The 13,458-nt window shown below is 49.2% G+C and carries 10 protein-coding genes; 9 read left to right on the top strand and 1 reads right to left on the bottom strand.

The window, feature by feature from the left end:
* The first annotated feature begins 54 nt into the window (after positions 1-54).
* The 3 genes from prfB (at position 55) to Kalk_RS05045 (ending at position 3,350) form a co-directional block, all read left to right on the top strand.
* Positions 55-1,150 (top strand): peptide chain release factor 2 gene (gene prfB / locus Kalk_RS05055; RefSeq protein WP_101893165.1). Its coding sequence is split into 2 segments (ribosomal slippage): positions 55-126 and positions 128-1,150, totalling 1,095 coding nucleotides; the frame shifts between segments, so codons are not numbered across the junction.
* A 60-nt stretch (positions 1,151-1,210) separates the two neighbouring features.
* A complete protein-coding gene (gene lysS, locus Kalk_RS05050) occupies positions 1,211-2,710 on the top strand; it encodes a lysine--tRNA ligase (protein ID WP_101893164.1) in 1,500 nt (499 codons plus the stop codon).
* 49 nt (positions 2,711-2,759) lie between these two features.
* Positions 2,760-3,350: a DNA-J related domain-containing protein gene (locus Kalk_RS05045; RefSeq protein ID WP_101893163.1), complete on the top strand. Its 591-nt coding sequence runs from the start codon at positions 2,760-2,762 to the stop codon at positions 3,348-3,350.
* Positions 3,351-3,420: 70 nt separating this feature from the next.
* Here Kalk_RS05045 and cspE read toward each other — a convergent pair whose 3' ends face one another.
* Positions 3,421-3,627, bottom strand: a complete 207-nt coding sequence (cspE, locus tag Kalk_RS05040; RefSeq protein WP_101893162.1) for a transcription antiterminator/RNA stability regulator CspE — start codon at positions 3,625-3,627, stop codon at positions 3,421-3,423.
* A gap of 296 nt (positions 3,628-3,923) precedes the next feature.
* On the opposite strand from cspE, the gene Kalk_RS05035 reads away from it, so the two are divergent.
* The 6 genes from Kalk_RS05035 (at position 3,924) to Kalk_RS05010 (ending at position 13,447) form a co-directional block, all read left to right on the top strand.
* Positions 3,924-4,688 (top strand): hypothetical protein, encoded by a 765-nt coding sequence (locus Kalk_RS05035; protein ID WP_158643316.1) that lies wholly within the window; start codon positions 3,924-3,926, stop codon positions 4,686-4,688.
* Between the two features lie 139 nt (positions 4,689-4,827).
* The gene (locus tag Kalk_RS05030; RefSeq protein WP_101893160.1) at positions 4,828-5,289 is read left to right on the top strand and encodes an FKBP-type peptidyl-prolyl cis-trans isomerase; all 462 of its coding nucleotides are present in this window, start codon (positions 4,828-4,830) and stop codon (positions 5,287-5,289) included.
* A gap of 102 nt (positions 5,290-5,391) precedes the next feature.
* Positions 5,392-6,651, top strand: coding sequence for a GAF domain-containing sensor histidine kinase (locus Kalk_RS05025; RefSeq protein WP_158643315.1), 1,260 nt, complete (start codon positions 5,392-5,394; stop codon positions 6,649-6,651).
* A gap of 163 nt (positions 6,652-6,814) precedes the next feature.
* Positions 6,815-7,762 carry an alpha/beta hydrolase family esterase gene (locus Kalk_RS05020; RefSeq protein ID WP_158643314.1) on the top strand — a complete coding sequence of 316 codons (948 nt, stop codon included), beginning with the start codon at positions 6,815-6,817 and terminating at the stop codon, positions 7,760-7,762.
* 60 nt (positions 7,763-7,822) lie between these two features.
* Complete coding sequence (locus tag Kalk_RS05015; protein ID WP_158643313.1) at positions 7,823-9,808, top strand: CHASE2 domain-containing protein; 1,986 nt, start codon at positions 7,823-7,825, stop codon at positions 9,806-9,808.
* Positions 9,809-10,060: 252 nt separating this feature from the next.
* Positions 10,061-13,447, top strand: coding sequence for a FecR domain-containing protein (locus tag Kalk_RS05010; protein ID WP_101893156.1), 3,387 nt, complete (start codon positions 10,061-10,063; stop codon positions 13,445-13,447).
* Positions 13,448-13,458: the final 11 nt, after the last annotated feature.

Here is a 13,458-nt window from a genome sequence, read left to right as displayed (position 1 = left end):
GGTAAAATACGCGCCTTTCCACATTCATGTGCATTTTCCGGATAGTCGACACCCATGGAAATCAATCCAATTCTCAATAAAATCAAAGACCTTCAAGCGCGCGGCGACGCGTTGAGGGGGTATCTTTGACTTCGATATCAAGTGCGAACGTCTTGACGAAGTAAACCGCGAACTAGAAGACCCCAGCATCTGGAACGATCCCGAGCGGGCCCAGGATCTGGGTCGTGAGCGGGCCTCACTGGAGTTAACTGTATCCACCCTCAAGAATCTCTCCGCTGGTGTCAGCGACCTCAGCGAGTTGCTCGATATGGCCGTAGAGGAGAACGACGAAGCGTCCGTACAGGATGTCGAGGCTGAGCTGGATAAGCTGGAAGCCGACGTGGCTCGCCTAGAGTTTCTGCGTATGTTCTCCGGTCAGATGGATGCCAATAACTGTTATCTGGATATTCAGTCTGGTTCCGGTGGCACCGAGGCGCAGGATTGGGCCAATATTCTACTGCGCATGTATCTGCGCTGGGGTGAGCGTGCCGGTTTTAAAACAGAACTGATCGAAGTCTCCGATGGCGAAGTGGCGGGTATCAAAAGTGCCACCATTCACTTCCAGGGCGAATACGCGTACGGCTGGTTAAAAACCGAAACGGGAGTTCATCGTCTGGTGCGTAAATCGCCCTTCGATTCCGGAAATCGTCGACACACCTCGTTCGCTTCAGTCTTTATATCACCAGAGATTGACGACAATATCGAAATCGAGATCAATCCAGCGGATCTGCGGATCGACGTATATCGTGCCAGCGGAGCGGGTGGACAGCACGTTAACCGAACCGAATCTGCGGTGCGGATTACCCATATGCCCTCCGGCATTGTTACCCAGTGTCAGAATGACCGATCCCAGCACAAGAACAAAGATCAAGCCATGAAACAGTTGCGTGCAAAACTGTATGAGATGGAAATCCAGAAGCAGAATGTTGAAAAGCAAGCGATGGAAGACGCCAAATCAGACATCGGTTGGGGCAGCCAGATCCGATCTTATGTGCTGGATCAGTCCCGCATTAAGGATTTGCGTACCGGAGTGGAAAGCTCCAACCCCAACGCTGTATTGGATGGGGATCTGGATCAATTTATTGAGGCCAGTCTAAAGGCCGGACTGTAATCTATCGCATTAAGATGCCGAGCTTGCCTTGGCATACTTAACCACGAAAAAGGCATCACCATGACAGACAAACAGAAGCAACCAGCAGCGGAACAGGACGAGAACAAACTCATCGCCGAACGTCGTGCAAAGTTGGCCAGCAAACGTGAGAAAGGCAATGCCTTTCCTAACGGCTTTCGTCGTGAGCATTATTGCTCCGAACTGCAAGAGCAGTATGGCGAGAAAACCAAGCCAGAGCTGGAAGAGTTGGCCATTCCCGTTAAAGTTGCCGGGCGGGTCATGCTCAATCGCGGCGCCTTCATCGTATTGCAGGATATGACCGGCCGTATTCAGCTTTATGTGGACCGTAAAGCGCTGCCCCAAACTGTATTAGATGACATAAAAACCTGGGATCTGGGGGACATCGTCGGTGTGGCCGGAACCCTGCAGAAGTCTGGCAAAGGCGATCTTTATGTTCATATTGAAGAGTGCGATCATTTAGTAAAATCCCTGCGTCCGCTGCCGGATAAGCACAAAGGGCTGGCGGATCAGGAGCTGCGGTATCGTCAGCGCTACGTGGATCTAATCGTCAATGAAGACGTGCGGGAAACTTTCCGTGTTCGCACCGCTGTGGTGGAAGGCATTCGTGACTACCTGCGCACCCGTGGGTATCTTGAAGTGGAAACGCCCATGATGCAGGTGATCCCTGGTGGTGCAACAGCACGCCCTTTTACTACCTACCATAATTCGCTGGATATGGAGCTGTTTCTGCGTATCGCGCCGGAGCTGTATTTGAAGCGTCTGGTGGTGGGTGGCTTTGAGCGCGTATTCGAAATCAACCGCAATTTCCGCAACGAAGGCTTGTCTACACGTCATAATCCGGAATTCACCATGGTGGAGTTCTATCAGGCATACGCGGATTACAAAGATCTGATGGATCTGACCGAAGACATGTTGCGCACTATTGCTATGGATGTGCTGGGTAAAACCGATGTTGAATATCAGGGCGAAACATACGACTTCGGTTCGCCGTTTGCCCGCATCAGCGTGTTCGATTCCATTCTTCAATACAACCCTGATCTGACAGCAGAAGATCTCAGTACCATTGAAGCAGCCACCGCCGTGTGCAAAAAACTGGGTGTGGCGGTTAAGCCGACCTATGGCCTGGGCAAACTGCAAATTGAGATCTTTGAGGAAACCGTTGAGCATCGGCTGAAGAACCCCACGTTCATCACCGAATATCCAACTGAGGTTTCACCCCTGGCTCGTCGTAGTGATGACAATCCGTTTGTTACCGATCGATTTGAGTTTTTTGTCGGCGGCCGTGAGCTTGCCAACGGTTTTTCGGAGCTGAACGATCCGGAAGATCAGGCCGAGCGTTTTAAAAAGCAGGTGGAAGAAAAAGACGCCGGTGACGACGAAGCCATGCACTTTGATGCGGATTACATTGCCGCGCTGGAATATGGTATGCCGCCTACGGCGGGAGAAGGGATCGGAATCGACCGCTTGGTAATGTTGTTTACCGACTCGCCATCCATTCGTGACGTTATCCTGTTCCCGCATATGCGCCCACAGGCGTAAATACTCTTCGAATATCCCCCAAAAAGAAGGGTTCTGCTAGGCTTGTTAAATGAACACGAGTCAGCAGAACCCTTTAATCCCAGATATCCTTGCCATACTTAGGCGCAACCTTGCCTCGCTTAGCGCGGCTCCGTACGGCGTACATCACCTGTTAACCGAGCTTTCCGATCACCCTGTATTCGAATCTCTGGATTGCGCGGGTGAGCTCAGCCTGTTTAAAAAGAACTTCCTGATCATGAATGGATTGCATCGGTTGCGACGTGCTCTGTGGGCGGAGGAGCGCTTGCTTCTGCAGATCGAAACGTTGGATGTGCGCTTGCTGGTCGGCGGCCAGTCGTCAATGATCAGTGACGATTTACCAACAGCCGACCCGATGGCGGAGTACTACCTTGATTGGCATCACTACCATGAAACCACTCAAGAGCAAGTGGATGCGTTATTGGATAGTTTCTGGAATCGCTTTGAAAAAGCAAAATGGCAGCAAGATGCCTTGCAGGCTCTGGGTTTGGGGCAGGGCGCGAGCATGGATGAAATCAAGCGGCGTTATCAAGCTCTCGCCAGGCAGCACCACCCAGACAGAGGGGGTGATCCAGCGCATTTTATTGAAATTCGTCAAGCATACGAAGCGTTGCGCTGTTGATTCCTATTTGGCAAAGCAAAAAAGGCAGACTCTAGGCCTGCCTTTCAGAAGATCTTATCTAACGACTAGATCAGATCGCAACGATGTTCTCAGCCTGAGGGCCTTTCTGGCCTTGAGTGACTGTGAACTGAACGCGTTGTCCTTCAGTCAGGGTGCGGAAACCTGAACCTTGAATAGCACTGAAGTGAGCGAAAACATCAGGGCCGTTATCCTGTTCTATGAAGCCAAAACCTTTGCTTTCGTTGAACCATTTAACGGTGCCAGTAGTTGTTGACATAGCCTTTTCCTATTAAAACATTTGTATATTTGCCTTATCAGGGCGGTTTAGCTGAGAAGAGATGGTGTTACTTATGATTAAAAGGACGAGGTTCTACTGATGGGACTTCGTAACGATTGAACATAAATATCTAGCCGAACTTTCCTAGCTAATGTTGAGGATATACGGATTAAGAGGAATGTCAACGTCTCCAAAACCACAGATTAAAGCACATTTTTGGGGCAGCCATGCCTCGCAAATGGGCATGATAAAGTTCTATAATTCAGTTAGTTACAAAATTCCAGTGTGATGCTCTCATGAAAATGCCGAGCCGCCGCTATGTTATTCAAAGGGATGAATTTTATATGACGGTGCCAAACCCCTACGGGCAGTTGAACAGCACTTTACTCGACGCATTCGGGCTGAATATGCAGGCGAGCTTTCGTTTGGCGGATTTGCCGCAGGCGGTGGCAGAAGCTCTATCGGCGCAGGTAGGTGCCGGTGGGAGTCACGGCTCTTTCATACTGTTGGGAAATGGAGGTAATGCGTTTTGGGACAACCTGCCCGAAGCTGCGTGGCAACAAGCGCACCCCCTGGATACCCACTCTATTCAATGTGTGAAGGAATATCTGCTCGCCGAATGGCCTGGTGTTTCATATCAGGTTCTGTACCCGGGCGAATTACCGGTAGGGTTACAGAGTTTAGGCAGAGTGGTCGGCTGGCATAGCGATTCACCCCTGAAGCTGGGTATCAACCCGGTGTTTGGCCTGTGGTATGCCTATCGGGCGTTGATCTGGATCGAAACAATATTGCCAACCACAACACCGGTGAGCTTTGATGCCCCTTGTGCGGCCTGTGCAGACAAGCCGTGTATCAGTGCTTGCCCTGCAAATGCGCTTTCTGGTGATGTTAAACAATTGAACACCTGTATCGACTACCGTTTAACGGATCGGTCCAGCTGTCAATCCACTTGCTTAGCGCGCAAGCGTTGCCCCATAGCAAAACAACATCAGTATTCAGAACAACAACTTAACTACCAATACCAGCAATCGTTCGAAACTTTGTTAAGTTGGAGGAGTTAGCCCCCTTTTTGTGTGAGGCCGACAAGGCTGTTAAACTTAGCGCCATCTCGCGTATTGGCGGGTTTTTTATGAGGTTTGATCGAACTTCCCGAGTTTTTTCAGGCGTCGCACAATCATTTAGAGAATTTGAGGAATGAGTATGGAGATCCAGAAAGGCCGGGTTGTTGGAATGCATTACACTTTGCGTAATGAAGAAGGTGAAATCATCGACACCTCCGAAGGTCGTGAGCCGCTGGTGTTTTTGCAGGGCTACGGCAATATAATCCCCGGCTTGGAAGCCGAGCTGGAAGGCAAAAAGCAGGGTGACGCGCTGGACGTGGTGGTCGAGCCAGAACACGGGTATGGCGTAAAGCACGATCAACTGATTCAGCAGGTGCCGCGTGCAGCCTTTGAAGGCGTGGATGATTTGCAGATTGGCATGCAGTTCCAGGCCCAGACTGAACAGGGGCCGGTACCCATCAGAATCATCGCCGTAGAAGGTGATGAAGTAACCATCGATGGTAACCATGAGCTGGCAGGCGTGCGCTTACACTTTGCAGTGAGCATCGAATCGATACGCGAAGCCTCTGAAGAAGAACTGGCCCACGGCCACGTTCACTAATCAGGCTCAGTAAGCACAACAAAAAGGCCCGGCATTGCTTCAATGTCGGGCCTTTTTCTATGGTCTATACTCATCGAACCGACACTAAATTGGGGGTTCGCTGTGATTGTTGCTCCAAAACCAGGGAATGAAGACGAGCGACTGCAAGCGCTTTGGAACTACGAAATTCTGGATACGGGAGCTGAAGCAAGCTTCGACGACATTGTCGCCCTGATATCCAATATCTGCGAGGTTCCTATTGCCCTTGTCAGCCTGGTTGATAAGGATCGTCAGTGGTTTAAAGCTAAGGTCGGTTTGGCCGCGAATGAAACCAGCCGAGATCTCGCGTTCTGTGCTCACGCAATTCATAACAGCGACACTCTGATTGTCGAAGATGCGCTGGCCGATCAGCGTTTTTGTGATAACCCTCTAGTGCTTGGGCCTCCGGAGATTCGCTTTTATGCTGGCGCGCCTTTGACAACGCCGGAAGGGTTTCGGCTTGGCACTCTGTGTGCGATTGATACTAGGCCTCGTAGCCTGACACCTCAACAGCTCCAGCTTCTGAAATTGCTGTCCTCACATGTTGTGAGCCTCATGGAGCTACGCATCCGTTATCGCGATTCCTTAATGCTCGCCAGTGAATTGTCGGAGAGCAAAAAGCAAGTTCAAAGAATGGCGGAACACAATAGCCGCTTTCTGGCCAATTTAAATCATGAGATGCGAACGCCGCTTAACGCTATATTGGGTTTCAGCAATAAGCTGGTGCAGCGACTGGCGGATGTGGATGTTCCTCAGTTCGTTAGTGAAGGTTTGAATACCATTCAGGTTGCATCGCGACAACTTAATTATCTGGTAGAGGACGTGCTGAGTATCTCCAAAATTGATGCAGGTAAAATGGTGCGAAAAGAGGCTCAATTCGATCCCCATGCAGTGCTGAGAGAGATCATTCTGGTAAACAGTGAACGAGCCACTCAAGATCAAATTGAGCTTGTTCTAACGCTTGAAAGCGAATTGCCATGCATGGTGATCGGGGATGAAGGAAAGATAGCTCAGATACTGATGAACGTAGTGTCAAACGCCGTAAAGTACACGTATTCAAACAGAAAAGTTTGTGTGAATACACGCTATGTAGAAGGTTGCCTTATAGTGGATGTGATCGACGAGGGGGTGGGTATTGCCCCTGAGGATCTATCACGCATCTTTGGAGAATTTGAACAGATTGATAACCCGTTGTCAGCGCGCGCGAAAGGAACCGGGTTAGGGCTGGCCATCGTAAAGCGCCTAATTGAGTTACTTGATGGTGATATTTCTGTGGTAAGCGAGGTTGAAAAGGGCTCGAAGTTTAGCATGCGCTTTCCCTTACCAATCGCTAAAAACCAATAACATTTATTCATAGCCTTAGTCTTTCATACTCTAAAAAATTCCTTAAACACATCTATCACATATTTTACCCAGACTATACTCATTAATACGCCTCCAAATGATTGCAGTATTGGTGAGTGCCTTACAGCAGTGCAGATTATTCTGCTTTTCAGGAAGGTGTAGTGTGGCCAGAAGTATTGTTCAAGCATTGGTGTTTATCGTAGTTTTCCTGCCTCAAGTTTGCTTCTCGTTTGATTGGTGTGGCACGTCCAGAATCACGCCAGGAGAAGTCAAAACCAATTACATGATTGTGAACAGCCGGGTGCGTGCGTACGGTTTATATGTGCCCCATAATCTTCGCCCTGATTCCCCTTTAATAATAGATTTTCACGGCTTTGGAGCTAATCGAGTCGCCCAGGAGCAAAGCTCTTGTTGGGGTGAATTGGCTGAGCGCGAGGGAGCTATCGTGGTATACCCACAAGGGGGCGGTGTCGTTCCATCCTGGGATGCAGGTGACTACTGTTGCGATACCGGTGGTGGCAACGATATAGATTTCTCTCTGCAGCTGGTGGGATGTCTCACTAATACCAACAGTCGCAATAAAGGGCTCTTCGTTGATCAGGATCGTGTTTACGCTGCAGGGCTATCCAATGGTGGAGCAATGGCCGGGTTGCTTGCGTGCGAGCATTCGGAAGTGTTTTCGGGGGCAGTGGTAACATCGCAAAGTTTTCCACTACAACACCCTGAGCAGTGTCGTTCGGTTCATGCAAATGGAACCCGGAAACCAGCCGTTCCGATCATTGAGACGCGAGGTACAGTCGATGTGATTGTGCCATACGGGTTCAGTTGGGGATGGTCGGTGCCTGCAGGCGAGAGCTTGCAGCGCTGGGGCTACTCCATGGGGTGTAGTGGTGAACCGATTGTTGAGGACGTTTGTGATCGGCCCGGTAGTGGCCCTGATTGTGAATATGGCAAAACACAGTGCAAAACCTATTACGATTGTGACGGCGGGGCGGTTGCATCGCAATGTACTCTGATCGATGGGCATTTGCTTTACAAGAATCCTCATGACTTCAATATCTGCGAAGACGCATGGGTTGAGTTTGAGCGACACGGGCTGATTCGGCAGTAGTCAAACTGCTCCGGGTTTCATATAGTGTGCAGCTAAGTCTCATTATTCGGGATATAGCCTTTGCACTCGTTGCTCCAAATGTTGATGTCGCGTATAACGCCCTTTCTGGTCATCCTGGCTGTTGTGGTGTGGAGTGCGCATCCCGTGGGTGGCGCAATGGAAGAGCGGCTTGGGCTTGAGTTTTTGTTTGCGCTCAGGGGGCCGATAGACCCGCCTGATGATGTGGTTGTTGTCGCGATCACTCGTAACAGCGCTCGCGCGTTAGGCCTTTCTGAAAAACTTCATGAATGGAATCGACAACCGTACGCTGATCTAACTCGCAGCCTGAAAACGCTTGGAGCGAGGAGCATCGCCTACGATGTTTTTTTTGAAGCAGAAAGGCATGCTGGGTCTGATACGGAATTTCAGAACGCGATTACAGAGGCCGGTAATGTGTTGTTATTTGCGCGCTCCACTCGCGATTCAATAGGTGATGCTCACCTGGAAAAACTAGAACAACCCCTGCTTCAGTTTCGGCAGGCTGCACAAGGCACGGCACCTCTGGTTTTGCCAAAAGTCCCCGCTCGTGTCAGCCGTTTCTTTGTTCGGCACCCATCGTTCAGTGATATTCCAACGCTCCACGGATTAACCTGGGTGTTACAGCAGGATGATAGAGCATATGGCATGCAGGCACTGATGGCGTTACCTGCATCGCTCCCTCTGAATCTGTATGGGCCGCCCAGAACCATTCGGACAGTGGAATTCTCGGATCTGATTACCCAGCCAGACGTGTTGGCAGCCGATATTAAGGGGGCGACAGTATTTGTAGGCTATTCAGCAGAAGATCAGCCGGATCAGCAGGATGGCTTTTACACGGCATTTACTCGTAAAGACGGCCTTGATATTAGCGGTGTTGAACTAGCGGCAACGGCTTTCGCCAACCTTAGCACTGGAATATGGCTGCGCGAGTTACTGCCCTGGCAAAGTGGGTTGCTGGTTTTTGTGTTGGGGTGGGCTGTTTTTCTGTGCGCTCGCTACCTGCCTCCTCTTTCTGCAGGCGCTGTGCTACTGGGGTTTGTCTGTCTCATTACTATCGCAGCCCACGTACTGTTCAGCCATTTTTACGTATGGTTCCCCTGGTTCAATAGCGTGGTAGTAACACTGCCGCTGTGTGGTGGCTTAGGTATTTGGTTGAGAAACCGGGAGTTGTTTCAGCAAAAAGGTCGTTTGCAATGGGCCTTTGGCAAATATTTGCCCCCGGACGAACTGAATCGTCTGGTTGCAGAAAAGGGATTGCCCGCGTTACGGGATTATCATAATAGCGTGTGTTTGGTCACCGATGCGCAGGGCTACTCACGCCTGTCAGAATCCCTAAGCCCGGTCGAACTGGCTGAACTCATGCAGGATTACTATCAAGCCATCATTCCACCGATTCGCAAAGCGGGTGGCATCATATCCGATGTCGCAGGCGATGGAGTGATTGCCCTCTGGTTGCACCTGGATCAGCATGGGGCATGGCAGGCGCTAAAATCGGTAGTGGATGAGATCAGCATCAATGTGCAGCGATTCAATGCAGCTCATCCCGGTAATGAGCTGCCGACAAGAATAGGCATTCATGCTGGTGAAATCGTGCTTGGGCATTTTGGCGCAATGGATCATCATGAATTTCGAGCCATGGGAGATATTATTAACACAACGTCGAGGCTTGAGGGCGCGAACAAGCAGTTAGGAACTGATGTGTTAATCAGTGAAACCTGTATAGACAGAACAGATGAGTCTATTCGATATTTGGGGCGCTTCCGCTTTGTGGGGAAAGCCAACCCGCTGCGTTTATACACGGTCAAACAGACACCTGATCCTGTGCTGTTGAAACAGTATCAATTGGCAATATTGAAGTTTGAGGCAGGACACATACAGGCAGCGCTTAAGCTGTTTAAGTCTATTGCGCGTTACTATCCAGAGGACGGGCCGACCGAATTGCTTGTGCAATTATTAAGCAATATTGCCAGTGCAGATAACGCAGAGTTGCTTAAACCTGATGGGATAATAGTCCTGGAAGAAAAGTAATACCTGGAAAAGTTCCATCTATGTTTTGGTAATTTTCACAGGTGTCTAGATTTAGCTAATAAAAATAAGCAAAATGTCCTTGGGTTTTAAGAGGTCGTTAGTGTTTTTCCTATCTGGAAAGCTCTCAGAATACCAACCACAGATTTATTGAACAGATTTGCCCAGTTTGGGCTTGTAGTGTTGTTTCGATTCAGCCAGCGACATACAGCTTGGCCCAAGATGGGTTGAGTTGATATTTATGGGGAGACTCGCGTGCGAACACCGACTGCTGTTGTATTGTGGTTGTCGTTTTTATTTCAATCAGTAGCCTATGCCTGTGACGACTGGGCGGCGATGGTAGTGTCCGTGAATGGTCATGTACAGCTGAAGCACGCTGACGTGTTAAAAGTTGACGGCGTTGTATCTGAAAATAAGAATTTGAAACCTGATGACGTGGTATGCCCTGGGCAACAGTTACATGTGGGGGCTAATAGTAGGGCAGCCATCTATCTGCGGAATAACAGTTTTGTGCGACTGGATGAGAATACCATTTTGTCTTTTCCGGCTGCATACACAGCTGAAAGCCAGGGATTTTGGATCGAGGTCAAGCAGGGTGTCAGCCATTTCATCAGTCGGCTCACCCAGCGGTTTGAAGTTCGAACGACTTACACGAATGCAGCTGTGGATGGCACCGAATTTTTGGTGGCTGCGGATGCCAACGGTAGCAAAATAAGCGTCATAGAAGGGCAGGTTAGCGTGACTCCGGTGCAGAGCGGGGCCACTCAAACCTTAATCGATGGTCAGAGCGCTACCCTTGTTAAGGGATCACCGATGCAGGTGATGCAGCTCACAGCAACCGATACAGTAGATTGGGCGGTGTATTTCCCCCCGCTTGTACTCACCGCCCAGCTGAGTTCCCCAAAGTATAACCAGCAGCTTTCCCGTGCCTCGCGTCATATTACGGCGGGCAGAGCCGATTTAGCGATCCAGTTGTTGACCTCTATTCCAGCGCCTGATACAGCGGTTCAAGTTTCATTGGCATCTGCGTATTTGTCCGTAGGGAATTTGCGCTTAGCCAAGATGGTGGTAACCGATATCCATACTGGGGAAGCCCTGGCACTGCAAAGTTTGATAGCCACCTTAACCAACCAACCGCAACAGGCGGTAGAGTTGGCGCAATCAGCGGTTAAAGCTAACAGCCAATCATTAGCGGCATTGCTGGCGCTCACCTATGCCTATCAGGGCAATCTGCAATTGAATGCTGCCCTAGAGGTAGCCCGTGAGGCAGCGCAGGCTTATCCGCAGGAATATATCGTATGGGTGCGCTTGAGTGAATTACAGGTTGCCACCGGCGACATCTCGGGAGCCGATCAGTCAATTGACCGTGCTATGGCGTTAAACAATGCTGCACCCGTGGTGCTGGTGCAGTCTGGCTTTGTTGACTTGTTTAATCATCATTATAAGCAAGCAGAATCGCTGTTTAGATCTGCCATTAAAGCCGATTCCGAAAATCCTCAAGCCAGGTTGGGTATGGGGTTGGTATTGTTGCGGCAAGGTGAATTAGAGGCGGGCCGGATGCAGCTGGAATATGCTGTAAGTCTTGATCCAGCCAGAAGCGTTTTGCGCAGTTATCTAGGCAGAGCCTACTTTGAAGAAAAGCGAGACGACGAGGCATCGGTTCAGTGGGCATTAGCTAAACAACTCGATCCGCAGGATCCGACTGCATATTACTATGAAGGTGTGCGCAAGCTTTACAGTAACGATCCCGTGGGGGCCATAGAGGAATTAGAAACCTCTCGCAGGCTCAACGATGAACGCGCGTTGTATCGCTCGGAAACTCTACTGCAAGGCGATGCGGCCAGTCGCAGTGCTGCATTGGCCAGAGCCTATGATGAAGTAGGTTATGATCAAGGAGTATTGCTGGCTGGGTGGGATGCAATACGTCAAGATCCTACCAATTCAGAAGGGCATCGTTTGTTAGCTGATAAATATAGGGGCAATAGTCGCTATGATGCTGCTCGTGCATCGGAGCTGTTGCAGTCGCAATTGTGGCAGCCGTTGAGTGCCTACCCGTTGCAGCCTCAGCTCAGTGAAACCGGCATCGGCTTTGTGGAGGGTGCAGGGCCTCAGCAGCCAGGTTATAACGAGTACCATTCGTTGTTTACTCAGGATGGGGTGTATGGTGCAGTGAATGGTTATGGTGGCAGTGATGGTACTTGGGGTGATGATCTGGTCGGGTCTTTCCTGGCTGGTCCTGTCGCGGTCAGTTTAGGGCAATATCATTTCGAGTCGGATGGATGGCGAGATAATGCAGATCAGGAGCAGGATGTTTATAGCGGCTTTGTGCAGTGGGAGGTGTCTCCCTCCACGTCGTTGCAGTTTGAGCATCGTCATCTGGAATGGACTCATGGGGAGATATATGGGATAAATTCTGACGACGACATTGTTGACTACGCTCGAGACTTTGAGCGTGATACAAGCCGTATTGGTGGGACGCATCGTTTGTCTTCAGATAGCTATCTTTTGGTATCTGCTATTAGACAGACCTATAAAGAACATCAGTCATCTGTAAGAAGTGACGGTATTGAAACGGTGTCAGATTTAGAGGTGGATCCATCGGCTATTGAGTTCCAGTTGATTCGAAGATACAGAAATGGATCGCTTATTTTTGGGGCAGGGTATTTACAGGAAGAAAGAGATCTTTCAATTGTATCTAGTGTTTTTGGATTCGATTTCTACAAGGCTATCTCAATTTCCAAGTATGATCAGATTAATATTTACTTATATGTCTCTCAAGAGGTTCAGGATGGTTTTGGCTTGGAGGGCGGAGTTTCCTACCTAAGAGGTGAGGACGTTGGAGATGAGTCAGCAGAGGTTTATGGAATGCCAACTGACTCAAACGTCATCGATAGCGATGATCGAATTCTTCCTAAGATCGGAGCATACTGGGAATTAAGTGATGATTGGCTAATTAGATCGGCAGTTTATCAAACATTTATGCGAAATGAGTCGAGCATGCAGACTGTTGAGCCAACAATGTTTATGGGGTTTGATCAGGTTTTTTCTGTCTATGATCAAACTGAAGCTTTGATCGAAACTATAAGTATTGACGGGCGTATTGATGAAAATCTTTTTGCAGGGCTCGCTATTTATCGGCGTGACTATGAATACAATGTGACAGCATTGAGTGATGCCGATTATTTGGTTTCCGCAGAGGAGAATGGTTATTCGGTTTATCTTAATAGTTCATTCAGTAACGGTTTGAGTTTGACTGCGGAGTACTACTCTAGTCGGCTTCGTGATGATTTGGTAGAAGATGCTCAAGGGGTTGCATCATTGAATGATGTAGGTATTCCCTTGGCGGTAAGATATTCTTTTGATGATAGGTGGAAGTTGAGGCTGTATGCTAATTACTTTCGGCAGGAAAAAACAGAGAATCAAAGTGATGGTTTTTCTCCGATTGTGGCGGTCAGCTCGACTGAGGAGAATATAATAACCGGGTTGTCTGCTGAATATTTGTTTGATTGTCGTTGTGGGAAGGTTGTTGTAGGTTTGGATAATTTGGAAGACATTAAAGACGAATATGAGATTTGGAATTCCAGTTCGTTTTTGTTTTATCCTGGCAGGTTTGGGTATGCTTCAATAAATTTTGTAATGTAAATAGGAGAACA

Origin of the sequence: Ketobacter alkanivorans (genome assembly GCF_002863865.1) — a bacterium.
Classification (GTDB): Bacteria; Pseudomonadota; Gammaproteobacteria; order Pseudomonadales; family Ketobacteraceae; genus Ketobacter; species Ketobacter alkanivorans.
This window is presented reverse-complemented; position numbering and strand designations above follow the sequence as displayed.